The sequence below is a fragment of the Ensifer sp. KUDG1 genome (assembly GCF_050434285.1).
Lineage (GTDB): Bacteria > Pseudomonadota > Alphaproteobacteria > Rhizobiales > Rhizobiaceae > Ensifer.
Genome location: NZ_JBNDIG010000002.1, coordinates 572,537 through 598,913, shown reverse-complemented (window position 1 = coordinate 598,913; position 26,377 = coordinate 572,537). Strand labels below are relative to the sequence as shown.

Annotated in this window: 22 protein-coding genes and 1 riboswitch; of the genes, 9 read left to right on the top strand and 13 right to left on the bottom strand. The window is 63.1% G+C overall.

What is annotated here, in order from left to right; genetic code table 11:
- Positions 1-191 precede the first annotated feature (191 nt).
- Positions 192-977, top strand: a complete 786-nt coding sequence (locus M2267_RS08480; RefSeq protein WP_429113950.1) for a TSUP family transporter — start codon at positions 192-194, stop codon at positions 975-977.
- Between the two features lie 180 nt (positions 978-1,157).
- On the opposite strand, the gene M2267_RS08475 is transcribed toward M2267_RS08480, so the two are convergent.
- Together M2267_RS08475 and M2267_RS08470 are read right to left on the bottom strand one after the other, a co-directional pair.
- Positions 1,158-1,658 (bottom strand): HD domain-containing protein, encoded by a 501-nt coding sequence (locus M2267_RS08475; protein ID WP_429113947.1) that lies wholly within the window; start codon positions 1,656-1,658, stop codon positions 1,158-1,160.
- A 139-nt stretch (positions 1,659-1,797) separates the two neighbouring features.
- The gene (locus M2267_RS08470) at positions 1,798-2,130 is read right to left on the bottom strand and encodes a hypothetical protein (RefSeq protein WP_156134093.1); all 333 of its coding nucleotides are present in this window, start codon (positions 2,128-2,130) and stop codon (positions 1,798-1,800) included.
- 313 nt (positions 2,131-2,443) lie between these two features.
- On the opposite strand from M2267_RS08470, the gene M2267_RS08465 reads away from it, so the two are divergent.
- A complete protein-coding gene (locus tag M2267_RS08465; RefSeq protein ID WP_429113944.1) occupies positions 2,444-3,037 on the top strand; it encodes a methyltransferase family protein in 594 nt (197 codons plus the stop codon).
- An 18-nt stretch (positions 3,038-3,055) separates the two neighbouring features.
- On the opposite strand, the gene M2267_RS08460 is transcribed toward M2267_RS08465, so the two are convergent.
- The 8 genes from M2267_RS08460 to M2267_RS08425 all read right to left on the bottom strand — a co-directional run bounded on the left by M2267_RS08460 (position 3,056) and on the right by M2267_RS08425 (position 14,952).
- On the bottom strand, positions 3,056-4,531 hold the full coding sequence (locus tag M2267_RS08460) for a hypothetical protein (RefSeq protein ID WP_429113941.1): 1,476 nt from the start codon (positions 4,529-4,531) through the stop codon (positions 3,056-3,058).
- 163 nt (positions 4,532-4,694) lie between these two features.
- Entirely contained in the window at positions 4,695-6,128 is a 1,434-nt protein-coding gene (locus tag M2267_RS08455) for a hypothetical protein (protein WP_429113939.1), read from the bottom strand.
- A gap of 102 nt (positions 6,129-6,230) precedes the next feature.
- Positions 6,231-6,656, bottom strand: coding sequence for an EamA family transporter (locus M2267_RS08450; RefSeq protein WP_043617388.1), 426 nt, complete (start codon positions 6,654-6,656; stop codon positions 6,231-6,233).
- A complete protein-coding gene (gene cobO, locus M2267_RS08445) occupies positions 6,656-7,300 on the bottom strand; it encodes a cob(I)yrinic acid a,c-diamide adenosyltransferase (RefSeq protein WP_043617391.1) in 645 nt (214 codons plus the stop codon). Before cobO ends, M2267_RS08450 begins: the two co-directional genes overlap by 1 nt.
- 136 nt (positions 7,301-7,436) lie before the next feature.
- On the bottom strand, positions 7,437-11,222 hold the full coding sequence (gene cobN / locus M2267_RS08440; RefSeq protein WP_429113937.1) for a cobaltochelatase subunit CobN: 3,786 nt from the start codon (positions 11,220-11,222) through the stop codon (positions 7,437-7,439).
- 103 nt (positions 11,223-11,325) lie between these two features.
- A complete protein-coding gene (gene cobW / locus M2267_RS08435; RefSeq protein WP_429113936.1) occupies positions 11,326-12,390 on the bottom strand; it encodes a cobalamin biosynthesis protein CobW in 1,065 nt (354 codons plus the stop codon).
- A 3-nt stretch (positions 12,391-12,393) separates the two neighbouring features.
- The gene (cobU, locus tag M2267_RS08430; RefSeq protein ID WP_429113934.1) at positions 12,394-12,918 is read right to left on the bottom strand and encodes a bifunctional adenosylcobinamide kinase/adenosylcobinamide-phosphate guanylyltransferase; all 525 of its coding nucleotides are present in this window, start codon (positions 12,916-12,918) and stop codon (positions 12,394-12,396) included.
- 317 nt (positions 12,919-13,235) lie between these two features.
- Positions 13,236-13,458, bottom strand: a riboswitch (cobalamin riboswitch).
- Between the two features lie 321 nt (positions 13,459-13,779).
- On the bottom strand, positions 13,780-14,952 hold the full coding sequence (locus tag M2267_RS08425; RefSeq protein WP_429113932.1) for an MFS transporter: 1,173 nt from the start codon (positions 14,950-14,952) through the stop codon (positions 13,780-13,782).
- A 116-nt stretch (positions 14,953-15,068) separates the two neighbouring features.
- On the opposite strand from M2267_RS08425, the gene M2267_RS08420 reads away from it, so the two are divergent.
- Entirely contained in the window at positions 15,069-15,584 is a 516-nt protein-coding gene (locus tag M2267_RS08420) for a CGNR zinc finger domain-containing protein (RefSeq protein ID WP_429113929.1), read from the top strand.
- A 25-nt stretch (positions 15,585-15,609) separates the two neighbouring features.
- On the opposite strand, the gene M2267_RS08415 is transcribed toward M2267_RS08420, so the two are convergent.
- Positions 15,610-16,275: a class I SAM-dependent methyltransferase gene (locus M2267_RS08415; RefSeq protein WP_429113926.1), complete on the bottom strand. Its 666-nt coding sequence runs from the start codon at positions 16,273-16,275 to the stop codon at positions 15,610-15,612.
- A 112-nt stretch (positions 16,276-16,387) separates the two neighbouring features.
- Positions 16,388-17,845: a cobyric acid synthase gene (locus M2267_RS08410; protein ID WP_429114519.1), complete on the bottom strand. Its 1,458-nt coding sequence runs from the start codon at positions 17,843-17,845 to the stop codon at positions 16,388-16,390.
- Positions 17,846-18,095: 250 nt separating this feature from the next.
- Between M2267_RS08410 and M2267_RS08405 the strand changes: the two genes are divergently transcribed.
- From M2267_RS08405 to M2267_RS08390, 4 genes are all read left to right on the top strand, one after another.
- Positions 18,096-18,239, top strand: coding sequence for a hypothetical protein (locus M2267_RS08405; RefSeq protein WP_089044242.1), 144 nt, complete (start codon positions 18,096-18,098; stop codon positions 18,237-18,239).
- Between the two features lie 787 nt (positions 18,240-19,026).
- Positions 19,027-20,025 (top strand): ABC transporter substrate-binding protein, encoded by a 999-nt coding sequence (locus M2267_RS08400; protein WP_043617415.1) that lies wholly within the window; start codon positions 19,027-19,029, stop codon positions 20,023-20,025.
- A 292-nt stretch (positions 20,026-20,317) separates the two neighbouring features.
- On the top strand, positions 20,318-21,229 hold the full coding sequence (locus M2267_RS08395; protein ID WP_043612801.1) for an ABC transporter permease: 912 nt from the start codon (positions 20,318-20,320) through the stop codon (positions 21,227-21,229).
- Entirely contained in the window at positions 21,222-22,268 is a 1,047-nt protein-coding gene (locus tag M2267_RS08390; protein WP_429113923.1) for a quaternary amine ABC transporter ATP-binding protein, read from the top strand. The genes M2267_RS08395 and M2267_RS08390 overlap by 8 nt, the downstream gene beginning before the upstream one ends.
- A gap of 320 nt (positions 22,269-22,588) precedes the next feature.
- On the opposite strand, the gene M2267_RS08385 is transcribed toward M2267_RS08390, so the two are convergent.
- Positions 22,589-23,458, bottom strand: coding sequence for a D-alanyl-D-alanine carboxypeptidase family protein (locus tag M2267_RS08385; RefSeq protein ID WP_043612798.1), 870 nt, complete (start codon positions 23,456-23,458; stop codon positions 22,589-22,591).
- Between the two features lie 362 nt (positions 23,459-23,820).
- On the opposite strand from M2267_RS08385, the gene M2267_RS08380 reads away from it, so the two are divergent.
- A complete protein-coding gene (locus M2267_RS08380; protein WP_429113920.1) occupies positions 23,821-25,179 on the top strand; it encodes an O-antigen ligase family protein in 1,359 nt (452 codons plus the stop codon).
- 177 nt (positions 25,180-25,356) lie between these two features.
- The gene (bmt, locus tag M2267_RS08375) at positions 25,357-26,373 is read left to right on the top strand and encodes a betaine--homocysteine S-methyltransferase (protein ID WP_429113917.1); all 1,017 of its coding nucleotides are present in this window, start codon (positions 25,357-25,359) and stop codon (positions 26,371-26,373) included.
- Positions 26,374-26,377: the final 4 nt, after the last annotated feature.

Below are 26,377 nucleotides of genomic sequence, written 5' to 3'. Positions count from 1 at the left end.
CGGCGGTGCGCGCAAGAGCGCCTCCATCCAGAAAGCCAGCGACTCAGGACAAGGCTTTGAATCTCTGCCGGTTTCGCAGTTCCGAAGCCTGCTTGAACTGCGACACCGCAACAGAAGGCTTTGCAAATCGCGCCGGGCTCTGACACAAGGCGGAAAATCCCGCCTGACATCTCCCCCTTTGAGTCCCCGCCGTGCAAGATCTCGCCTTCCACCTGCTCGCCTTCCTGTTCGTCGCCGCCTTCATTGCCGGCTTCATCGATTCGATCGCTGGCGGCGGCGGCATGATCACCATTCCGGCCATGTTGATTGCCGGCATCCCGCCCTTGCAGACGCTCGGCACCAACAAGCTGCAGGGATTGTTCGGCTCAGGCTCGGCCACGCTGTCCTATGCCCGGCGCGGCCATGTGAACCTGAAAGTGCAACTGCCGATGGCGCTGATGTCGGCAGCCGGCGCCGTGCTCGGCGCCCTGCTTGCGACCATCGTTCCCGGCGATGTGCTGAAGGCGATCCTGCCCTTCCTGTTGATCGCCATTGCGCTTTATTTCGGCCTGAAGCCGAACATGGGCGACGTCGACCAGCACAGCCGCGTCACGCCCTTCGTCTTCACGCTGACCCTGGTGCCGTTGATCGGCTTTTACGACGGCGTCTTCGGCCCCGGCACCGGCTCCTTCTTCATGCTCGGCTTCGTCACGCTTGCCGGCTTCGGCGTGTTGAAGGCGACGGCGCACACGAAGTTCCTCAACTTCGGCTCCAACGTCGGCGCCTTCGGCGTCTTCCTCTTCTTCGGCGCCGTCCTCTGGAAGGTCGGCCTGCTGATGGGGCTCGGCCAGTTCCTCGGCGCCCAGGTCGGCTCGCGCTATGCCATGGCCAAGGGCGCCAAGATCATCAAGCCGCTGCTCGTCATCGTTTCGATCGCACTCGCGATCCGGCTGCTCGCCGATCCGATGCATCCCTTGAGGATCTGGCTGGGGCTTTGAGGCGCCGGCGCGGTCGGCAAGTTCTGCGCCGTCCTAATGGGCGCGCGGGTCGAGCCTACGAGGCGCGTGGGCCACACCGGCGGGCAGAGACCGCAAGCGCACGTCGGTTCTGCAATCCTCGATGACCGGCGAGCCGGATCGACAGGGCGCGGAGAGGCTTGCCGATAAACGGCAGAACTCTCATTCCGGCGCCAAGGCACGGGCCTTTGCGAGAAGGGTTTCGTCGCCGTCGCCCAAGACTTCCAGTAGGCGCTTCATCTCGGCGCCGAACACTTTCCAGAAATTCGGATCGCCGGTTTTGATCGCCGTCGCGTTGTCGATCAGGTCGGCGAGCTTGATGGTTTTCGCCGCCGCTGGCGCCAGTGCAAGGTGCTGGCGATCCAGTTCCTTGCGCACCTGTCGGTTGCCGTGGAACGGGGTGGATATATCGGTGAGCCACGCAACCAGCGTTGCGACCTTGGGGCCGAACGCCTCCTTGATCTCCAACAGGGTCGCGTCGGTATCCTCGACCGTATCGTGAAGCAGCGCTGCGGCGATCATTTCGGGCGTATGGGGAACGCTTCGAACGATCTCCGCCACAGCAACCGGATGAACGATATAGGGCCGACCGTCATATTTGCGCTTCTGCTCCCCATGTGCTCGGGTCGCGAACTGAAGCGCACTGTTTTCGAGGTCGGTCATTTTTCTGCGTTCAACGCTGGCTTCCATCACTCAAACCCAATTCCAAGCCTTTAGAGACGAACCAGGCGACCTGCGCGTTCTAACGCGTCAGGTTGCATCGATCGGCGCGCTTGCCGGCCCGCGCGAATGTCGCGGGCGATCAACGTCTGACCGTTATGCCAAGATCGGGCGCACCGGATTTCGACCAGCACGAGCACTGTTCTCCGACCGGACCTGCGCCATAGCCGCATTCGTTGTCCCGAGTCTTGCAGAGCCGTGGGCGACGTGCTTCGGCGAGCGCCTTAGCCTTGGCTTCATCCGCGGCCCTTTGCTTGCGCGTCGTTTTGGTTTTCGGTTTCGCCTTCTGGCTGGCCGACGTTTCCTGGGCCCGTGACGCACCGCTCTTCACGGTTTGCGCCTGCCCCGCCACGCCTGATGACAAGAACAGCAAGATCGATGCGACACCAAGTGCAGCTTTGAGAGTATTCTTCAAGGTTCACCCGTATTTAGCCTGTCGACGCTCTAACATGGGTGCGGCCTCCTGCCTATACAATCGCCCGGCGGAAGGAGCAGCCATCAAGGCTCGTATTTTGCCACCCTTCCGACACGGCGGACGACGAGGACAGCCTCCAGACCTCGGCAAAAGATCCGGTAACCATGACGAAAGTCGGACAAGCCCGGCACTTGCACCTCTAGTCACTAGAGATTTCAAGATGATCCAGAATGCTTCGCCAGGCAGACGCTCACAGGGAGAGCCTACCCGGCGAACGCGCCTGTCTTGTCACTCCGCTCGCTCCAGAGGTTTCATGTCCACCACCCTTCCCGCCATGCTGATGCTCGTCGTCGGACTGTCCACGCTGGCGCTGGCGATCCTCCGCCGCGTACAATCCGGCCGCTCGCCGGTCGTGCTGACCTATGACGACGATGCCGAGGGGTTTGCGGGCAAGCTTTTCCGCCTGATCGTCGCGGCGCTGGTGATCCACCTTTTGGCGGTCGCCATGCTCCCGGCATCCGTCGATGCCGCCCTCGGACGGATTCCGGCGCTCGACACGCCCCTCCTTCACGCCGCCGGGCTGGCGCTGATGACGCTCGGCGGCGGGCTGACGATGCTGTCACAATGGGCGATGCGCCACTCCTGGAAGATCGGCATCCCTGAAAAGCAGGATACGCCGCTTGTGACCAACGGCCTCTATGCCTTCTCGCGCAACCCGATCTATGTCGGGATGGTGACCGCGCTCATCGGCACTGTGTTGGCGGTGCCTAACGTCGTCTCGGTGGCGCTGGTGCTCTCGGCCTGGATCTCGATTTCCTACCAGATCCGCATGGAGGAAACCCACCTCGCCCGCGCCTTCGGCGACGCCTACGATGCCTATTGCAGGCGTGTCCGCCGGTGGGTGTGACCTCGGAATGCCGCCGCCTCAGGCGGCAACATTGCCCGCCTCGACTGCGCGGCGTGGTCGCTCAAGGTCGATAAAATAGAGGGCCGCAAGCGCAGCCACGAGACCGGGCAACGCAAATTCCAGGAAGGAAGAGAACGAGACCACTGTAGACCCCGACATGACGTAGTCGTCGAGGCTGTGGCCCACGCCACCGGAAAACAGGAAAGCAAGGACGACCGTGATCCCCATGGCGAGCGACGTTGGGACATGCGCCATCGGCAACAAATGGCGCAGCACCAGCGCTTGCAGCGCCACGACGGCCCAGACCCTGTAGGCAATGGCCCAAGTCCACGGATCGAAGCTGCGCAACCGACCGATGAACGTGCTGTCCGGCGACGTGCCCGCTGACGGAACGAGGCCGACGAAGAGACCATAGGCAAGCGCGGCGGCAAGCGGGGCAATGAAACCGGCGACGATCAATGGCCGCACCAACGCCCATCCGTTCATTCCCGCCTCGGCTGTGACATCCGAAGGCACCAGTCCGCGGCGATCGGGAAACCAGAATGCCGTACATATCGCAGCGGACAAGGCGCCGACGAGGCCACCCAAAAGCATCGGAAAAACAATGGCGCCGGCTTCGCCATCGGTACTCGCCGGAACAAACAGAACCAGAAGCATGGCGCCGGCGTGCAAGCCGACACAAAGTGCTGCGAGCCAGGCAGAGCGGCGCCCGCGATCATAGACGAGCGTAAGCATCAATGCCGCAGCCACGGCCGCCGCAAACGAACCGCCGTAATAGACGTTAAGCGCGAGCCACAGCACTTGCTCAGGCGCGACAGGCATCGACGGACCAGAAAGGGAGTTGAGGAATAACCCCAACATCAGCGCAACGATCATGGGGCCACAGGCGGTCGTACACCAGAAGAAGCGCATGTCTGAAGCGGCCCGCCTGCCACGGTGCATACGGCCGTCGCCAATTCCAGCGTCGGTGGCTGGCAACGCGTTGCCCGTCGCCACTTTGGCCGCGCCACGGCCCTGGCGCAGGCGCCATTCCCGATACAACCACAGGCCTGCACTGGTGCTGGACGCCAGTCCACCGGCGGCAGCCGAGATAAGAAAGAAAAGAGATCCCTGGAAGACTCTGGAAACAATGCCCGCCTTGGCTGACTGCGCAACATCGGTGGGAGCCGTTTCGGCGGGGTTCCAGCTCCCGACAACGATACACAGGAGATAGGCGGCTGCGAAACCGATCACGGTTACGAAACCACACCCCGCCGACAGGACAAGAAGCTGCAAGCTCGTGCGAACAAAGCGACTGAGCGCGATTGTCAACCGCGCGCTGATCATCGCTGGCGAGGCGCACAGAAACGCGATCAAGACCATATATGCGCCAGTCTGCCCGGTCAGGGGGAAGAGGGCGCCAGTAACAATCGCCACCAATGCCACGGTAATCCATGTCGCGAAAGGAAGGTACGACCGTGCCAGACGTTCGCGCCAATCATTCGTTATCTGCATGCTGCTACCCCCCACCAGACACAACTTTTTCGTGCAGCACGATTGCTATTTGACTGAGGCGAACATTTCAAGAACATTGCGCCTGTATACACGCCATATCTGTCCGCTCTACTCTCCCCGCTAGTTAACAGTTGTAGCCCTTCCGCCGGCCACTGTTCCACCCTCAGGCGACGGCATTCTCAACTTGGAGCGACCGGCGCAAAGGACCGCGGCGGATCAGAACGACAGCCGAAAGGCCGGCAACGACGCTGGTAAGACCAAGCCCGAGGAAGGTGGCCGCCGATATCGGCACGATCTTCCGAAGAATGTCCTCGCTCAGGCTATGTGCCATTGCGCCGCCGACGAGAAAGGCTGCAAGCGAGAGGATGACGATGGCGACGCCCGGCCGGGCGGCCCTGTCTTTGAGAAACTGGTCGAGCATCATCGTCATCAAGGCCACAACCGCCCAGACCCGATAGTTCAAGACCCACGTCTCCGCCGCGCCAACCTGCCTGCCACCGTTGAACAGGTCCTGCGGCGCGATACCAAACATTTGCGCGGCGACGGCCAAAAGGCAGCAAACAAGCGCAGCCACAGTGGGTGCCGCAAAGCCGGCGATCACCAGCGCGCGCATCAAACCCCGCGCTGAGGCGGTCTGTTCCGCAGTCTGCGCACCAAGGCCACGCCGATCGGGAAACCACATCGCGGCGCAGATGGCAGCCGAAAGAGCACCGAGAAGGCCGCCGAAAAGCAACAGAAACGCCTGATTGCTGGCGGTATTGTCTGCATAATCAAACAGAAGCGTGAAGACCGCTCCGACGTGCAAGCCGATAAACAGGGCCGCAAGCCAGGCCGAGCGGCGTGAGCGATTGGATACGAACGCAAGAACCAGCACCGCGCTGATTGCGACGGCGTAAGTGCCACCGAAATAGTATCTCAGCGCCGCCCACGGTAATTTGTCTGCGCTGATCGCGTTTTGCGGCCAGAAAATCATCTCCAGAATTATCAGCGGCAGGATAACGACCAAGGGGCCGATGAGAATCGATAGCCAGAAGTAGCGTTCGTCTGCCCGCGATTGGCGGCTGCGAATGTACGGCTCGCGCGCGACAACCACCGAAGGCATCGAAGCGGCCGTCCCGCCCGGTCCGCCATCAGCGCGATTGCGTTGCACCCGCCTGTCTCGCAGCAGCCACAGCCCCAAGGTCGCCCCGGCCATGAGCGCACCTGCGACCGAGAACACCAGCAGATCGGACGCCGGTCCGTAACGCGCCAGCACCGCATAAGGCACCGCATATCCACCGGGATCCCAACTCGCAAAATACGTGGTCAGAGTGTAGACGCCGACAAAGCCGGCAACCGTGCAGAAACCACAGATGCAGGAAAGCGCCAGCAACTGCCAGCTATTGCGAACCGGTCGGCTGAACGCGACCGTCAACCGCGCCGCGACCATTGCCGGAAAGATACTGAGGAGGGGAACAATAAGCTTAAAGGGGCAGAGCGAAGCCGATGTGACGAGGTGGACGGCAGCCCAGATGACCGCCAGCGCTGCCGTCGCTGACACGGCAAAGGAAAGATAGTCCCTTTCAAGGCGCTTGCACCTATCGTCACCATCCCACATGCAGCTCTCCCACCACCCACAACCATTTCGTGTATCGGGATTGCGGCTTGATTGAGGCGAACATTAAGGGAACAAAATCACAAGAGGCAGGCGCGCAGAAATTCAGAAAACTGCGATCAACAATGCCCCTGTCGCAATGAAGGCAACGCCAAGCCAGTTCATCAGGTTGAGCTTTTCGCCGAGGAACAGCACGCCGAAGATCGCGACCATGACGATCGAGAGCTTGTCGATGGGCGCTACACGGGCGGCGTCGCCGAGCTTCAGCGCGCGGAAATAGGCAAGCCAGGAGGCGCCGGTCGCAAGGCCCGACAGCGCCAGGAACAGCCAGGTGCGGCCGGGGATTTCCGACGGCTTCTGCCACTGTCCGGTCGCCGCCACGATGGCGGCTATCACGCCGAGGATGACGACGGTGCGGATCAGCGTTGCGAAGTCGGAGTTGATCTGCGCAACCCCGACCTTGGCAAACACGGCCGTGAGCGCAGCAAAGGCCGCCGAAAGCAGTGCCCAGAACTGCCAGCTCTGGCTCATCAGAATTCCACGCCCTGCTGCGCCTTGATGCCGGAGCGGAACGGATGCTTGATCAGTTCCATCTCGGTGACGAGGTCGGCGATCTCGATCAGGTCTTCCTTGGCGTTGCGGCCGGTGAGCACCACGTGGGTCATGTGCGGCTTTTCCTCTTTCAGGAAACGCACGACCTCGGCGACGTCGATATAGTCGTAGCGCAGCGCGATGTTGATCTCGTCGAGCAGCACCATCGAGTTGCGCTCGTCGCGGATCAGTTCCTTCGCCTTCTCCCAGGCCTTTTCCGCCATCGCCACGTCGCGGGCGCGGTCCTGCGTTTCCCAGGTAAAACCTTCGCCGAGCGTATAGAACTGGCAGACATCGCCAAAGTGCTTCTCGATCAGCTCGCGTTCGCCGGTTGCCATCGCGCCCTTGATGAACTGCACGACGGCGCAGGGCATGCCATGGGCGATATGGCGGAAGATCATGCCGAAGCCGGCGGTCGACTTGCCCTTGCCCTTGCCGGTGTTGACGATGATCAGACCTTTTTCGTCGGTCTTGGTCGCCATGATCTTTTCGCGTGCCGCCTTCTTCTTCGCCATCTTCATGGCGTGGCGGGCATCGTCCTTCTCGGCCGGGGCTTCGCCGCCTACTGTCGTCTCGTCGCTCATGATCACTCCCTCGGTTCTCAAGTCGGGATGGGCAGCTGCCCTCGTCCCGCTTCGGCTCCTTCACTGAACAGCGAAACGGAACCAGGTCTTTGTTTCCAAGCAATTCCGGACGGAAAACCGCCAGCCCGGAACCGCTCTATTCGTTGCCGGCGCGACGCCGCGTTGCGGCCATGCCGATGCCGGCGAGTTCAAATCGCGCCGAGTTCGAGCGCGGGGTCCAGAGATTGCGGTCGATCGCCTCAAGGAAACGTTCGGCCAGTTCGGCAAAGGCCGCCGGGTTCTTCTCGCGCAGGAAATCCGCCACGCGCTCGTCGACGACGAATGCCTGATAGGCCGCCTCGAAATGATGGTCGCGCACGGCCCCCGTGGTCGCCGCAAACGCGAACATGTAGTCGACCGTGGCAGCGATCTCGAAGGCGCCCTTGTAGCCATGGCGCATGACGCCATCGATCCACTTGGGATTGACGACACGCGCCCTAACCACCCGGCCGATCTCTTCTTCGAGCGAGCGGATCACCGGCTTTTCCGGCCGGGAATGGTCGTTGTGGTAGATCGCCGGGCGGTGTCCGCCGAGCTGTTCGGCAGCAGCACTCATGCCGCCTTCGAACTGGTAGTAGTCGTCGCTGTCGAGCAAATCGTGTTCGCGGTTGTCCTGGTTCTGCACCACCGCCTCGATCGTGCGCAGGCGTTCTTCGAAGAGGTCGCGCTCGGCCTTGCCTTCTTCGCCGGCGCCATAGGCATAGGCGCCCCAGGTCAGATAGGCCTCGGCGAGATCGGCCTTGGTTTCCCAGCCCTTCTCGTCGATCAGCGCCTGCAGGCCGGCGCCATAGGCCCCGGGCTTGGCGCCGAAGACGCGGTAGGAGGCGCGACGTGCTGCCTCGGCCGCCTCGACGCCTTCGGCCTCCAGCCGCCGGCTTTCCGCCCGCATGCGCGCCGCGATCATGTTGTCGGCATCGTCCTCTTCCAGCGCGCCGACGGCGCGGATCGCCTTGTCGAAGAGCGCGATCTGATCCGGGAAGGCATCGCGGAAGAATCCGGAAATGCGCAAGGTCACGTCGACGCGCGGGCGGCCGAGCACCGCAAGCGGCACGATCTCGTAGCCCATCACCCTGCGCGAGACCATGTCCCAGGTGGGTTTCGTGCCGATCAGCGCCAGCGCCTGGGCGATGTCGTCGCCGCCGGTGCGCATGTTCGCCGTGCCCCAAGCCGTCAGCCCGAAGGAGGACGGCCACTCGCCGTGATCCTGCAGATAGCGGCGGATCAGCAGTTCGGCGGATTTCTTGCCAAGCTCGTAGGCCGCCGGCGTCGGCACCGCACGGCTGTCGACGGAGTAGAAATTGCGCCCCGTCGGCAGCACATCCGGCCGCCCGCGCGTCGGCGCGCCTGAGGGACCGGGGGCGACGAAGCGGCCGCTGAGGCCGGTGAGGAAGCCGGTCATCTCGGCGGCACCCGAATTGGAAATTGACGGTTTCAGGCGGGTTTCGATTTCGCCGAGCACAGCGTGCGTGTTCGTCCAGTTTTCCGGGCAGGCCAGTTCGCCGGCAACGAGATATGCGGCCAGCAACTCGATCCGCTCCACCGTATCGCCGGCGGTGCGCCAGGGGGCGTCGGAGACGTCGCCGAGGATTGGTGGCTTCGGGGCTGCCCAACTGTCGGACATGACGCAATCGAGCGGGTCGAAGGCGAGCCCCGCATCCGCTGCGATCGCCCGCTGCAGGCTCTGGTCTCCGCCCTCGCCGAGACCGCGCGGTACGCGCGCCAATGCCACGGTCAGATCCGTCAGCAAACGCCCTTCCGGCGCCACGCCGAAGATGTGCAGGCCGTCGCGAATCTGCATTTCCTTGAGGTCGCAGAGATAGGCGTCGAGCTTCTCCAGCGCCTTGTCGTCGCTGTCGCCCTTGTCGATGCCGGCATCACTGTCGAGCCCGATGTCGCGCACGAGGTCGAGGATCTGGCGGCTGAGCAGACGCAGGCGCCGCGGGTCGCCGCCGGCGGCATCGTAGTACTCGTCGACCAGCGCTTCTAGGTCCTTCAGCGGCCCGTAGGACTCGGCGCGCGTCAAGGGCGGCGTCAGGTGATCGATGATGACGGCGCTGGTGCGGCGCTTGGCCTGCGTGCCTTCGCCCGGATCGTTGACGATGAAGGGATAGATGTGCGGCAGCGGCCCGAAGATTGCCTCGGGATAACAGGTCTCAGACAGCGCCAGCGCCTTGCCCGGCAGCCATTCGAGATTGCCGTGTTTGCCCATGTGGACGATCGCCTGCGCGCCGAACTGCTGGCGGAGGTAAGCATAGAAGGCGAGATAGCCATGCGGGGGCACGAGGTCCGGCGAATGGTAGCTTTCCTTCGGGTCGATGTTGTAGCCGCGCGCCGGCTGGATGCCGACGATCACCTCGCCGAAGCGGGCGAGCGGCAGCGCGAAGGCGCCGTCGAGGAAGAAGGGATCGGCCTCCGGCGCACCCCAGCGCCCCGCGACTTGATCCTTTATCTGTTTCGGAAGCGAATCGAAGAACGATTTGTAATCGTTCAGCGAAATGCACTCGCGGATTTCGCGATCATGGCCTGCCGAATTGGTCGGGCCGGCCATCAGGTAACGCATCAGCGCGTCGCCGTCGGCGGGAACCTCGCCGACCGCATAGCCTTCCCGCGCCATGGCGCCAAGCACCTCGACGGTACCGGCCGGCGTGTCGAGCCCGACACCATTGCCGAGGCGACCGTCGCGGTTCGGATAGTTGGCCATGACGATGGCGATACGGCGCTCAGGCGGCTCTGCCCGACGCAGCTTCGCCCAGTTGACGGCAAGGTCAGCGGCAAAGCGCACCCGGTCTTCGAGCGGCTCGTGCCCGACGATATTGGCCTCGACCTTGGCGTCGTAGATCGACGCCGCCTTGAACGAGACAGCGCGAGCAAGAATACGGCCGTCGACTTCCGGCAGCGCGACGTTCATCGCCAGATCGCGCGCCATCAGCCCCTGCGGCGACGTCTCCCATTGCGCCCGCGACGAGCCGGAGAAGATCACCTGCAGGACAGGCGCACCGGTCGATTCCAGCACGGTCGGCTGGCGATCGGCCCCTGGCGACGAGACGGCAAAACCGGTGGCGTTCATCACCACGTCGGGTGCAGCTTCAGCAAAGATCGCTTGCAGCGTGCCGACGGAAACCGCATCCTTGAGGCTGGAGACGAAGACCGGCAGCGCGCGGACACCTTGTTTCGCTAACGCGTCGATCAGCGCCTCGACCGGCCGTGTCTCGCCGCTCTGGACGAGGGCGCGGTAAAAGCAAATTGCGACTGTCGGGGGTTCGAATCCCTCCCCCGCTACCATTTGCCCGCAACCTTGCTGAATGTACGCCAACCACTCCGAAACCCCGATCACGCCCTTACCCGGCCACCAGATTCCGGCCTTCAGCAGCGGCTTGGCTGGCTGCGGCTTCTCGGCACCGGTGACCAGCGCCGCGGCATAGTCGAGGAAGAGGCCGGCATTGTCGGCGCCGCCTTCGGTAAAATAGGCCCATAGGCGCTGGCGGTCGTCGGCTGCGACGGTGGAGAAAGGCTCAAGCCCCGGATCCGGCTTGTCGTCGCCCGGCAGCACCGCGATCTGGAACCGGTGGGTGACGGCGGCCGCATGCAGGGCTTCGAGCAGATAGCGGAAGTAGCTGGCGCCACCGAGTGGACGGACGACGATCAGCTTCGCATGGCGCGCCGTGCGCTCGACATAGGTGTCGACCGACATCGGGTGCATCAGGCTCATGAGGCTGGCAATGCGCAGGCTCAAGCCGCCGTCGCGGCGACCATGGGCTGCGGCGATCGAGGAGAGCTCGGTGTCGGCGGCCGAGAGGAAAAGGATATCGGCCGGCGTTTGCCCAAGGTCGATCGCTTCGTTGCCGTCGGCGATCGTTCCTTTCTGGGCGAGAAGCAGATGCATTCGTCTTGTCCGTTTGGGCAATTCCGAACGAAAACGCTAAGAGCGTTTTCCATCCGGAACTGCATCATTTCAATGCGTTAGATCATTTCATTCAAGGAACGATCTAGACGAGCGCGGTGATCGCAGCGCGCACCGCCGCCTCGTCCATGTCGTGCAGGCCGATGACGACAAGGCGCGTACCGCGCTTTTCGCCGGCGCCCCAGGCCCGGTCGTAATACTGGTCGACGCGGGCGCCGACGGCCTGGATCAGGAGGCGCATCGGCTTGCCGGGCACATCAGCAAAACCCTTGAGGCGCAGCACGTCATGCTCGGCAATCACACCCTTGAGGCGGTCAATAAAGGCGGCCGGGTCGGCGATCGCGCCAAGCTCGACGACGAAGCTGTCGAACTCGTCGTGGTCGTGCTCTTCGCCCGCCTCGTGTTCCATCTCGTGGTGCGACTTGCGGTTGGCGATATCGCTTTCCGTGCCGACACCGAGGCCAAGCAGGATGGCAGCGGCAACTTCGCCGTTCTTCGCCTCGATCATCGCAGGCTTGCGGCTGGTGCGCGAAGACACCTCGTCGCGCACGGCCTTGAGGCCGGAGGCATCGATCAGATCGGTCTTGTTGAGAACGATGAGATCGGCGGCCGTCAGTTGGTCCTCGAACAGCTCCTCGATCGGGCTTTCGTGATCGAGATTGTCGTCCTCGACGCGCAGCGCATCGACCTTGTCGTGATCGTCGGCAAAGCGGCCAGCGGCAACGGCGGCGCTATCGACCACGGTGACGACGCCATCGACGGTCACTTCGCTGCGGATATCCGGCCAGTTGAAAGCGGCGATCAGCGGCTGCGGCAAGGCGAGACCCGAGGTTTCAATGATGATGTGATCGGGACGGTTTTCACGCTCGAGCAGCTTGGTCATGGTCGGGATGAAATCGTCAGCCACGGTGCAGCAGATGCAGCCGTTGGTGAGCTCGATGATGTCGTCCTCGGTGCAGGCCTCAGCACCGCAGCCCTTCAAGACATCGCCGTCGACGCCGAGATCGCCGAACTCGTTGATGATCAGCGCGATGCGCTTGCCGTCGGCGTTCTGCAGCAGATTGCGGATCATCGTGGTCTTGCCGGCACCCAGGAAGCCGGTGATGACGGTCGCCGGGATCTTGCCCTGGTTGGCTCTCGCAGTGGTCATTTTTCAACCCTTCATTTTCAGCGGCAAACCGGCCGCGACAAAGTAAACTTCAGTGGATTTCTCCGCAACGATCTGGTGAAGCCGGCCGGCATGGTCGCGAAACTCGCGGGCCATGCGGTTCTCGGGCACGATGCCGAGGCCGACCTCGTTGGAAACGAATACGAGACGCGCCTGCGCCTCAGGCAGATACGCGGCAAGCGCGGCGAACTCCGCCGTCATGTCACGCTCTTCGAGCATGAGATTGGTGACCCACAGCGTCAGGCAGTCGATCAGGAGCACGTTGGCAGGATCGTCGATGCTTCTCAGCACGCCGACGAGATCGACCGGCTCCTCATGCGTCGTCCAGCCTTCGCCACGGCTTATCCGGTGGTGGTCGATGCGCGCGCGCATTTCGTCGTCCCAGGCGCGTCCCGTGGCGACATAATGTCGGGTGAGGCCGGACGCTTCGGCGAGCCTCTCGGAGAAGCTCGATTTGCCGGAACGGGCGCCGCCAAGAACCAGCACGGGTCCGGCGCTGAGACTGCTCATCGTCGCCGCCTCAACACGCCGAGATCAGCGGCAGGCGGCAACGGCCGTCGGGCGCGCCGCGGGCGCGTTCTTGAAAACATCTGCGAGCCAAAACAACCTCCGTGATGGCGTTGGAGACAAACGTCCCCTCGGGCGGAATGCCCATGTCGGATGGCAGGTCTCCTGGCTCACGGCGTCACGGGGCCGAACATCGCCTCGCCCTTAAGGGGCGAGGTTGCGATGTCAGGACCCGAACGGCCCGCCTCACCTTCCCGGCGTTTTCCAGTATCGTGAAAGGCGGACGATTCGTAGAAGAAGAGGCGTCCAACCCGGCTGATCACGATGCCACGCCAGTGGCTTTTCCGGCTTGATCCCCGATCTGCCCCGGCTGCCCATGCAACCGGCCGACAGCCCGGCACCAAACCCGATGGCGAACCCTGACCGTTCTACAGTCGCGGGGTCGGCTGCGATAAGGATGCCCGATTTGGGTCCATCCGTCACATTCCCAATTATTCCCCCGTGTCGCCACGACAAGGAGGAACCATCCAACAGCCGATGATTAGGAACCGGACCGCGCAAAGTCAATCGACGCATGCGACGCCTCCCCGGCCGAGTTGCGCCACGCGACGATTTGTCGAGCCGTGAACGGACGGCCGCGGCCCGCCAAGAACGGCAATGCATCCGCCTGCCTTCCACCCGTGGCTCACTCTCATTTTGTGCCAAATCGCTATCAGAATGCGCCAATGCGCCCTCAAGCTCTGGCGCACCTCTGTTCCGAGGCAAATTCGCCGGGATGATGATCGACATCCGCAAATGGTTCGGCGGTCGCGCGTTCGACCGCATGGTCCTGTGGACCGTGCGGTAATCGACCCCACGGGAGCGCTAGGCTTTCGGTTGAGGGTTGACGATCTTCAGCCAGCACGTCGCGATCACCGCTGTGGTGGAGACTGCGGCTGCGGCCAGATAAATGGCGCTCGCCCCCCAGCCTTCACCGAGGCTCCCGGACAGAAGCGTGCCGAGCCCGTAGCCGGCCCACATAAAGCTGGTAAGCCAGCCAAACGCCTCGGTTCGATCCTCCGGTCGGGCACTCAGCCCGACAGCGAGCTGGCCGAGCGCATCCCGGGCTCCGCTGAAAACCCCGGCACCGAGATAGAGCAGCAACAGAAGCCAATGGTCCGAGGTCATGCTCATCAAGATGAAAAAGCAGGCCGTCACCAGGTGAAAGGCAATCATGCCGCGCTTCACCGAAGGTTGCGCGCGCAGCGCGCCATAGAAAATGCCGCCGAAAACCTCGCCGGCAGCAAATCCACCGAGAAGAACGCCTGCCAGGGCGGCCGTGACGCTCTCCACCGCGCCAATCTGCATGGCACCAATCGTAAAGGTGTCGAGGGCAACGATCGCCAGAAGCAGCGCCAGCGGAGCGTTCGCCAGGACGGAAAACAGCCTTCGCGGACGACGCTCCGTGGCCTTCCTTGCCATGGGGCTGTTGGCGATCAGCATGTCGCCAATGACCTTTGCGACAGCGCACGACCCCACGATCATGTTTGGCGGCATCACATAGAGCAAGGCACCGACCAGGATGGGCCCGAGTATGAAGGTGCTCGAGTTGATGACTGTATCGAGCGCGTAGGCACTCGATAGATTGCTCTCGGGCACGAGATGCGGCCAGCTGGCCCGGACGACGGACCCCGATGGCGGCGTCGTGGCACCCAGGGCCGCGGCAGCCAAGAGAAGATAGGCGGCCGGCAACTCATGAACGAGCGCGAAGACCACCGCCACATAGGAAAGGGTGTGAAACCCGACGAACACAAAAAGAGTTCGCCGCGAACCGAAACGATCGACGAGGCGGCCGGCAGCGGGGGCGACCAAAGCCAAGGCAACGGCGTGCGCGAACAGGACCGCGCCCGCATCCACGACTGAGCCCGTGCTTTTCGACACCGCGATCAGAAGGGATAGGCTCAGCATCGACGTGGTCATTCGACTTATCGATGTCGCGATCACGAGACGGACGACACCATCCCCGCGCAGCACTGCAGCATAGCTCTCACCGACCATTCTTGCGTTACCTTCGTAATCCGAATAGTTAGTAACGAGTACACAACCGGACCGTTACCTGTCAAATGCAGCTTACAAGTAACTCACAACGCCAGGCCGCCTTGGCCGCGACTTTGGTGAACCTCGCACTGGACGGTCAATCGGGCGGCCGCGCCTATGCTGGCTTGACAGCCGACGCGCTGAAGCAGGCGTTTGCCGAACAGCTCAACCCATCGATGAGCAAGCGCGTTCTGCCCGTCATCGATGGCGGCGCGCGATTGCGATCGGTCGCAACGGACCTCGGCCCGGTGTTTGAGGCCGCCACGGACGAGACCGCTGCGGCGACGCTGAACCACCTGATGAAGCGCTACGCCCCTCGTCCCTATCTCGTGGCCGATGTCGAGCAACCGTACCATCTGCATTTCCATGGAGATGGCGAAACGATCATCGAGGCGCTGGCAGCCGAGTTCGTGGTTTCCCTGGCGCTGCTCATGGACAGGTTCGGCAGCCGACGCTTTGGACGGTGCCATGCGAACGGATGTGACCGCGCCTACATCGACGTGACGCGAAATGGGTCGAAGCTGTACTGCTCCGACGCGTGCACGGCACGTATGAAGATGGTCGAGTATCGCGCACGCTTGCGCAAAGGCTGAAAGGCGCGGGATCAACCCACGCGGTCTATACCCGCTCAAACACGCTGAACTGGAAGGACTGGATCGTATTTCCCGGCGTCCGGTGCTGGTGCTCGTTATGCTCGACCAGGCGGAAGGACGGCCCGACCACTTCGGCAAGGGCTGCCGGGTCGTAGCGCACCACCGGCAGGCCGCTGCAACGCTCGGGACCAGCGGGGGCAAAGGTGGCGATGATGGCATGTCCGCCGGGCACGACGGCACCGGTCAGCCGCTCGATATAGGCAGCCCGGTCGCTGGCACCGGTGAGAAAATGAAAGGCGGCGCGGTCGTGCCAGAGGTCGTAACGGCGGTCCGGCCTCCACGTGGTGACATCGGCCGCGATCCAGTGCACGTCATCGGCGCGGATGCCGAGCCTTGCCCTGGCGGCATCCAGGGCGGCCGGCGACAGATCGAGCACAGTGATATCGCTCATGCCCGCAGCGATGAGCGCATCGACCAGCCGCGAAGCGCCGGCGCCGATATCGATCAGCGATGTCGAAGCCATCGGCGCATGCCGGCGGATGAGATCGAGGGAGACGGCAGGCGTGTCCTCAAACCAGCTGACGCCCGCCTCGCCTTTCGACTGATAGGCCTTGTCCCAATGGGCTCGTCTGGTTTCGTCCTGCATCGTGTTGCCTGCCTGGAAACGCACGACCGTGACGGGCGCTCCCACCTTCCTCCATCCATTTTACAGCGGATTGCCCGGTGACGTTGGGCGGTTTCCGTCGGGGCCTTTGCTGACACCGGCAAGCCTCCGTCGATCGCAATCGATACCGTTCTCTCGGCTAACGACCGAGCAGCCCGTCCAGCCAGCGCCGGTCAAGTACCGCCTCCAGTTCGCTCGCGACATCGTCGAGCGCCGCATCGACCGACTGGCGGTAGTTGTTGGCACCGCCTTCGATGCCGAAACTTTTCAGCAGCGCGCCGCGATAGGCGTCGCTGGTGAAGAGCCCGTGCAGATAGGTGCCCATCACCCGGCCATCGGCCGAAAGCGCGCCATCGGCGCGGTTGTCGATGCGCACGGACGGCCGATCACAGTCGGGACCTTGCGTCTTCCCCAGGTGGATTTCGTAGCCCTCGAGCGCCACATCATGCTCCAGCGACCACGCGCGGCTGTTGCGCACGGTCTTTTCCGGCGCCATCTCGGTTTCGACGTCGAGCAGCCCGAGGCCATCGACTGCGCGTTCGCCACCTTCGATGCCGAGCGGATCGGTGACGCACCGGCCGAGCATCTGGTAGCCGCCGCAGATGCCGATGACCCGGCCGCCGCGCCGCACGTGGCGTTGAAGGTCGCGGTCCCACCCTTGAGCGCGGAAATCGATGAGATCGCCGATGGTGGACTTCGACCCGGGAATGACGACGAGACCAGCATCCGAGGGAATGGGACTGCCCGGCCGCACGAAGACGAGGTCGACTTCCGGCTCGGCCGCCAGCGGATCGAGATCGTCGAAATTGGCGATGCGCGACAGCACAGGCACTGCCACCTTCAGGGCCCGCCCCTCGCCGCGCGTCAGCTTCTCCAGCACGACGGAATCTTCCGCCGGCAGCCGTGCCGCCGCCTTCAGCCAGGGCACGACGCCAAAGCAGGGCCAACCGGTGAAGCGGTTGACAGCGGCAATGCCGTCGTCGAACAGCGTGACGTCGCCGCGAAACTTGTTGATGAGATAGCCGGTCACCATGCGCCGGTCTTCCTCCGGCAGGATCGCATGCGTGCCGACCAGCGAGGCGATCACCCCGCCACGGTCGATGTCGCCGACAAGCACGACCGGTACGTCGGCGCGCGTGGCAAAGCCCATGTTGGCGATGTCGCCGGCACGCAAGTTGATTTCGGCCGGCGAGCCCGCGCCTTCGACCACCACGAGATCGGCACCGGCCGCTATTTGTTCGAAACTGTCCATCACGGCGCCGAGCAGCTTGGGTTTCAGCGCCTGATACTCCCGCCCCCGGGCCTGCCCGGCCACCTTGCCCTGGACGACGATCTGGCTGCCGACATCGGATTGCGGCTTCAACAGAACCGGGTTCATGTGCACGGACGAAGGCACGCGTGCCGCCAGCGCCTGCAGCCATTGCGCCCGGCCGATCTCGCCGCCGTCGTCGGAAACGGCGGCGTTGTTCGACATGTTCTGCGGCTTGAACGGACGGACCTTCAGGCCCTGGTTGGCGGCAAGCCGGCAGAGCCCCGCCACCAATACCGATTTTCCGACATCCGAGCCGGTTCCCTGCAACATGATCCTGCGTGTCATGCGGCCATCGGTAACACTGAAACGATGAGCGGCAAAGGTCTGTTTCGACACGATTTCGCCGCAATTGACAAAGCCCTTTCACGCATTGTTTCGCGCTTTCGCAAGGCTTGTCGAAAATGTCGCGCCCGGTAGCCAGAATGCGACATGGCGTGGCGAGTTTGGCATTCATTTTTTTGCAGCGCACACCTATATCAACGGCATAGCAACACGCCCCGGAGGATAGGCCTCCGGCCTCTCAAGGTTCACGTCCATGCTGTATATTTTCAGCAAGCCCAATTTCGTTCAGATCGCCTGGAACTCCAAGGTTCCGTCCAGCCAGTCGCGCGTGCGCAACCTCGTCGTCGACGCGCCCTTCGGTCCGCTCGGCGTCATCCGCACGTCGAACGTCGGCTAAGGCCAGCGATCGGGGCGAATGCCCCTTCGAGCTCTCCTCCCAGAGCCTCCTCCACCGCCCCCCTCCGGGGCGGTTTTTTTATGCCTAGCATTGGCCCTGAAATGCGAAGGCCGCATCAACCTCGCCAAGAGGGATGCGGCCGCCAAAATACGCCTGGTCACTTCGGAAAAACACACCGAAGGTTCGCTCAAAGTCCGGGACGCACAAACCTGATCCGGACCGGCGGCAGTCCCCCGCCGCGAGAAGAACAATTAGCTGGACATCGTTACCGGATGGTTATTGAGGATTTAACCAAAGATGAATTCCGGACTTTTTTGTAAATTTTTCGCGACATGCGCGCCATTTGGCATGACGCAATCACGACAGGAAACGTCAGGATCTCGACAGGGTTTTGAGGTCGGTGGCGCCCAGCGCCATTTTTTGCGGCAAGAATTGTCGCTATTGCTTAAATTCGGGGTCCCTCACCTACAAAATGCGCGCTCCCGCGATGTCGCAGACAGAACGCGCGAGACCCCGCGCCTCCCGGTCAACCGATTGAAGAGGTTGATTTCTCAGCGAGAAACCTTAGGCTTGGCTTGCGGTATAAGAGGAGATTGGCTGGCGACAGGGTTCCGCGGCCAGGGCTGAAAACGAACTCCCGCACCGTCCGCAGCAAGGGTGAACCTTGGCTTGATTGATGCCGAACCCCCGGCTGCATCGTTGTTTCGGGTGACGGAGGATGTGTCGCGTCCGCCGTGGACTCCCGTTTGGATCTTGGCTGCAAAATAAGACTGGGAGGTCTTGCAACATGAAGAAACTCCTCGCTTCCACCATTCTCGCCGCTGGCCTTTACGCCATGGCGGGTTCCGCGCAGGCCGCGGAATGCGGTGAAGTCAGCATTGCCGAAATGAACTGGGCTTCCGCCGGCGTTGCCGCCCAGGTGGACAAGTTCATCCTGGAAAACGGCTACGGCTGCACGGTGACGCTGGTCACCGGCGATACCATGCCGACCTTTGCCTCGATGAACGAGAAGTCTCAGCCGGACATGGCGCCCGAACTCTGGGTCAACGCCGTGCGCACGCCGCTCGACGCCGCGGTCAAGGAAGGCCGCCTCATCGAAGCCGCCAAGATCCTCAGCGAAGGCGGCGTCGAGGGCTGGTGGATTCCCAAATTCCTCGCCGATGCGCACCCGGATATCAAGACGGTGCAGGACGCGCTGAAGCATCCGGAACTCTTCCCGGCGCCCGAAGACTCGTCGAAGGCCGCCGTTCACAATTGCCCGTCGGGCTGGAATTGCCAGGTCTCGACCGCCAATCTCTATCGCGCGCTGAACGCCGAGAAGGACGGCTTCCTGCTGGTTGACACCGGCTCGGCCGCCGGCCTCGACGGCTCGATCGCCAATGCGTTCGAAAAGAAGACCGGCTGGCTCGGCTACTATTGGGCACCGACCGCCATCCTCGGCAAATACGAAATGACCCGCCTCTCCTTCGGCGTCGATCACGACAAGGCCGATTGGGACGCCTGCACCGCCGTGCCGGATTGCCCGAACCCGAAGGTCAATTCCTACCCGGTTTCCGACGTTTACACCGTTGTGACCAAGTCCTTCTCCGAAAAGGCCGGCGTCGCCATGGATTACGTCAAGGCGCGCAAGTGGGACAACGGCACGGTCAACAAGGTTCTTGCCTGGATGGACCAGAACCAGGGCACCAACGAGGACGGCGCCAAGCACTTCCTCGCCGAGTTCCCTGACATGTGGACCCAGTGGGTGAGCCCGGAAGTGGCCGAAAAGGTCAAGGCAGCGCTCTGATCGAAAGTGACGGCAGGCGGACCGCCGAATCGGCCGCCTGCCCGTTTCGGCTTTGATGCCGGGACAGGGAACGATGGGGCGTCCTTGCGGGTTTCGTTTGAACGTTCATCGTCCCAGAGGCGGCGAACCACGGGCCTTCGCGTCGCTATCAGGTAAGCGGACGCCACATTTCGCTGCCACAGTTTAAGTGCCGGGACCCAAAGAGGTCACCCAAGTGTGCGCCGTCATCGACCCGTTCGATGACGAGACGCGGCCGGCTTTAAAAAAACTTCCGGCCAAGAAGGGGAAACAAATGGCCTCCATCTGCAGTGTCTTGCCAGCGTTGCTTTGCAAGTTCCCTGCCATTGACGAGAGCACGATCCGGCTCGCCCGCAAGGCTGTCGACGATAGCTTCAAGGGCTTCGTGCGATCCTATGGCAACGCCATCGACACGGTGGTCCAGCCGCTTCAATGGTTCCTGAACTACCTCGAAAGCCTGTTCGTCGGTTCGCCCTGGATCGTGATCCTGGCCGTGATGATCGCGATCGTCTATTTCGGCAGCCGCAACATCAACGTCACCATCGGGACGGCGCTGTCGATGATCGCCATCGGCCTCGTCGGGCTTTGGAACGACACCATGGTCACGCTCGCCATGGTCACCGTCTGCACGCTGATCTCCATCCTCATCGGCATTCCGATCGGCATCCTGATGGCGCGCTCGGACCGGGTCCAGGCCTTCGTCAATCCGATCCTCGATGTCATGCAGACGATGCCCAGCTTCGTCTACCTGATCCCGGTCGTCATGATCTTCGGCATCGGCAAGGTGCCGGGCCTGATCGCCGTCGTCATCTATGCGGTGCCGCCGATGATCCGGCTCACCAATCTCGGCATCCGCCTCGTCGACAAGGAAGTGCTGGAAGCGGCCGACGCCTTTGGCTCCTCGACCTGGCAGAAACTGAAGAACGTGCAGATGCCGCTGGCGCTGCCGACCATCATGGCCGGCATCAACCAGACGATCATGATGTCGCTGGCGATGGTCGTCGTCGCATCGATGATCGGCGTTGGCGGCCTTGGCAAGAACGTGCTGCAGGCGATCGCCAACCAGTTCTTCACCGTCGGCTTCCTCAACGGCTTTGCCCTTGTCGGTATCGCCATCATTTTCGACCGTACCAGCCAGGCCTTCGGCAAGCGGCTGCAAAAGCACTCGGAGGTTATTCATGGCTAGTCACGCGATCGAGGTGAAGAACCTCTACAAGATCTTCGGCCCCCGCGGCGTCGACTTCGTCGATGCCGTCAAGAAAGGCATGGGCAAGGCCGAGCTCAACGAGCAGCACGGCCACGTGCTCGGCCTGCAGGACATCAACATCTCCATGCCCGCCGGCAGCGTCATGGTGGTCATGGGTCTCTCGGGCTCCGGCAAGTCGACGCTGATCCGCCATATCAACCGGCTGATCGACCCGACATCAGGCGAAGTGCTCTATGACGGCGTCGACGTCTGCAAGATGAACGACAACGACCTGCGCGAATTCCGCCGCCACAAGACGGCGATGGTGTTCCAGAAATTTGCGCTGCTGCCACACCGCACCGTGCTCGACAACACGGTCTACGGCCTCGAAATCCAGGGTGTGGATCGCAAGGAAAGCGAGAAGCGTGCCCGCGGCTGGATCGAGCGCGTCGGTCTCAAGGGCTTCGAGAACCATTATCCGAACCAGCTTTCGGGCGGCATGCAGCAGCGCGTTGGTCTCGCCCGCGCACTCACCAACGATGCCGACATCCTGTTGATGGACGAAGCCTATTCGGCGCTCGATCCGCTGATCCGCGTCGACATGCAGACGGTGCTGCTCGACCTGCAGAAGGAACTGAAGAAGACCGTCGTCTTCATCACCCACGACCTCGACGAGGCGCTGCGCCTCGGCGACAAGATCGCGATCCTGCGTGATGGCCGCGTGGTGCAGCAGGGTACTGGCCAGGAAATCGTGCTGTCGCCGGCCGACGACTACATTACCGCCTTCGTCAAGGAAGTGAACCGCGGCCGGGTGATCAATGTCGAGACCATCATGCGGCCGATCTCGGGCAATGCCGAAGGCGTGCCGCTTGTAACCGGAACGGTGCTGGAATCGGCTGCCCGCACCATGACGGCCGCCCGCGTTGGCGTTGCCCATGTGGTCGATGAAAACGGCCGCCCGATCGGCGCCCTCGACCTTTCGACGGTCATCGCCGCGATGGTGACGCCGGTCAGCCACGAGGATCGCGCTGCGGCGTGAGACTTGGCCGAATTCAGCTGAGACCGGCGCTTGCCCCTCATCCGCCTGCCGGCACCTTCTCCCCGTTTTGACGGGGAGAAGGCATTTGCGGAGAGGCCGCAATCCCTCCAGCAAGATCTTGTGAATCGCCAGGCCAGGTTCTGGCGGCCCGCGACAGTGCTCGTCCCCTCGCCCCGCCTGCGGGGAGAGGGTTAGGGTGAGGGGCTGCGGGGAGAGGGTTAGGGTGAGGGGCAAACCTTCACGCTCATCGCCGAGCGGAACGGGCAGACGACGGCGCCTCGAGAAAAGAGCCTAGCCGCCTGACAAGACAGTTCGTGCGATCAGTTCGTCGTGGTCGTCGCTGCCGCCGCGGCCGCGGGCTCGGCGATGCTGGCAGCGCTTGCGTCTTCCTTCGGCGGCAGGAACTTGTCGAGCAGCGCGATCATGTCGTCGTCGCGCGACTGCGCCGTCTTGCCGCCCATGACGACGGCGACGAGGCGGGTGTCGCCGCGCTTGGCAGAGGTTACGAGATTGTAGCCGGAAGCATCGGTGTAGCCGGTCTTGATGCCGTCAACGCCCTCGTAGCGCTTCATCACGCCGTTGTGGCCGCGCAGCTTCATGCCGCGAAACTCGATCGTCTTGTTGGAGAAGAGCTGGAATTCCTGCGGGAAGTCGCGCATCAGCGCAAGGCCGAGCGTTGCCATGTCGCGCGCGGTCGTCACCTGCGCCGGATCCGGAAGGCCGTTGGCATTCTTGAACACCGTGCTGGTCATGCCGAGCGTCCGGGCCTTGCTCGTCATCATCTGGCCGAAGGCCGCTTCCGTTCCGGCCAGTTGCTCGCCGATGACGACGGCAGCATCGTTGGCCGAAAGCACGACCATGCCCATGACGGCTTCACGCACGGTAATCTGGCGTCCGGCGCCGACAGCGAGCTTGAACGGCTCCAGGCTGTTTGCGCGCTCGGAAACCGTCAGCTTCTGGTCCCATTGCAGGGTGCCGTTGCGCAGCGCTTCGAACGCGAGATAGATCGTCATCATCTTCGTCAGCGAGGCCGGGAAGTTCAGCTCGTCGGCATTGTCGGCCTCGAGGATCGAGCCGGTGTCGGCGTTGACGACAAAATGGGCCTGCCCGGCGGCGGCAAAGGATGCGCTGCCAAGCAGCAGGCTCACGGAGACCGCGGCGGACGCGACCATACGGATAAGGGACTGCATATCGTGTTTTCTCGTTTCGACGCTATCGAACGACCTCGGGACGAAAATCGTGATCGAATTATGGAAGACGGACCGCGAAATACGGCAAGGCCGCGTTTTCCACACGGCCGATATACCCTAGCCTTTTAAGGGCCCGGCGACCGGGCGGCAAGCACCTGCGGCAATCGGCGCGCAAATAACAGGGCCAGCGACGCCGCGACGACCTATCCGGGCCGAGCGGCCCGCCCGCCGTTTCACCGAGGTTTAACCTGATTGCGCCAAGGTGCGGATCTCCCACGGCCGGCCATGCCCGAACGGCAGGACGGCCCGGGGCCATGATCACCGATGCCGAACCGCGTCCCAGTCATTCGTTTTAAGCCGCCATGCACCCGAACACCGCCACGGCAGATACCTCCACCGCGCGCCAGCGCGTGCCGGAGGCGTTCGATGCCGGGCTGGCGGAACTCGTCAACGGCCTTGCCGCGCTGCTCTCGGGCCTTGGCCTGTTCCTCATCGTCTTCACCCTGATCCCGTTTCAGGGCACGGTGACGACGGATCCGAACGCGGCGAACGAAGGCAACATCATCAACCAGGTCGGTTACCTGGTGCTGGGCGCCGTCTATCTCTTTGCCATGCTGCTCACCGTCGATCGGCGGGTGCTCGCCCGCCTCGTCTCTCCGGCCTGGATCGCGATCTTCACCATCGCCTACCTCTCCTGCCTGCAGTCCTACGACCCGGCGGCTTCGGCCCGCGGCCTGACGCTCAGCCTCGTCGCCATGATCATGGTGGCGGGCGTGCTGGTGCTGCCGAAGAGCGAGCGCGATTTCGTCAATGCCGGCGCCAATGCGATCCTGCTTCTGATCCTGATCGACTATGCCGCTCTCTTCGTGGCGCCCGACCGCGCCATCCATTCGGCCTTCGGCGACGAGCCCTGGCACGCCGGCTTCTGGCGCGGCCACCTGCTGCACAAGAACGTCTCGGCGCCGGTCTTCTCCATCCTCTGCATGTTCGGCATCTACTGCCTGCGCGCCGGCGCGCCGCTTCGCGGCTGGGCGATCACCCTGCTTGCCGCAAATTTCGTGCTGCACACGGGGTCGAAGACGACGATCGGTTTCCTGCCGATCGCGATCGGCCTCGTCCTTGCCGGTCGTGCGGTGCGCAGCCCGGGGCTGATGATCCTCGCACACCTCGCCATGTCGGTGCTGGTCTTCGGCCTGACGCTCGGCACCATCTATTCCGACACGCTGCTCTCAATCACCAAGCTGCTGCTCGACGATGCGACCTTCACCGGTCGCGACGACATCTGGAAATTTGCGAGCGCCAGCATCGCCGAGCGCCCCTGGCTCGGCCAGGGCTATGCGAGCTTCTGGCTCTCGCCGGTGATCATGGGCATGGAGGCGAATTTCGAGGCGAGCTGGGACGTGCGCGGCATCGTTACCGGCCACAACAGCTATCTCGATGCGGTACTGATGTTCGGCCTGCCCGGCGGCATCCTCATGACCGCGCTGCTCTTTATCAAACCGCTCTTCGACTATGCGCGGGCCTATCGCCGGCCGCAGGGCCGCATCTTTGCCGATTTCTGCGTCATGGTGGTGATCTTCATGACCTACAACGCCATGCTCGAAAGCTTCTTCTTGAACCGCGCCGATCCGATGTGGCTGCTGACGGCGCTCGCCGTCTTCGGCCTTGGGCTCGCCGGCCGCATGAGCATGCGCGCCGAACCGGAAACCTCCCATCGCTGAACGCTTGCCAAGACATAAAGATATCTTTATATCTTGCTGCAACTTCTCCCGAGCGGGTCGAGGAAAAGTGTTTGCGGTTTTCCGCCCGCGACCCGCTCGGACTTGTTAAAACCGATCACGTTCACGATCCTAGGTCGGCCCGACCCAGGATCGTCGTGATCTACCCGGGAAAAACCGATGACCGCAGCATCCAATGCCCTTTCCGCTCTGCTTGCCGAAAAAGGCGTGCTTCTCGCCGATGGTGCCACCGGCACGTCGCTCTTTGCCATGGGCCTCGAGGCCGGCGAAGCGCCGGAACTCTGGAACGAGACGAAGCCGGAGAACATCACCAAGCTGCACCAGGATTTTGTCGATGCCGGCGCCGACATTATCCTCACCAACACCTTCGGCGGCACCCGCCATCGCCTGAAACTGCACCAGGCCGACGACCGCGTGCATGCGCTGAACAAGCGCGCCGCCGAGATCGCCCGTGCCGTTGCCGACAAGGCATCGCGCAAGGTCATCACCGCCGGCTCCGTCGGCCCGACCGGCGAGTTGCTGATCCCGCTCGGCGCGCTTTCCTATGACGATGCGGTTTCAGCCTTTGTCGAGCAGATCGAGGGCCTGAAGGCCGGCGGCGCCGAAGTCGCCTGGATCGAGACCATGTCCTCGCCGGACGAAATCCGTGCTGCCGCCGAAGCTGCCGCCAAGGTCGGCCTTCCCTACGTCTATACCGGCTCGTTCGACACCGCCGGCAAGACGATGATGGGCCTGCATCCGAAGGACATCCATGGCGTTGCGACCGACTTCGGTGACGGCCCGGTCGCCGTCGGCGCCAATTGCGGCGTCGGTGCCTCCGACATTCTTTCCTCGCTGCTCGACATGACCGAGGCCGCACCCGGCGCGACCGTGATCGTCAAGGGCAATTGCGGCATTCCGGAATTCCGCGGCTCCGAGATCCACTATTCCGGCACGCCGCCGCTGATGGCCGAATATGTGCGGCTTGCGGCCGATGCCGGCGCCAAGATCATCGGCGGCTGCTGCGGCACCACCTGCGACCACCTCGCCGCCATGCGTGTCGCGCTCGACGAGCATGTGCGCCGCGAGCGCCCGACGCTCGAACTGATCATCGAAAAGATCGGACCGTTGCGCAACAAGACCGCCAACGAAACGGCGGCCGCACCCGCCCGCGAGCGCCGCAGCCGCCGCGCCTGATCAA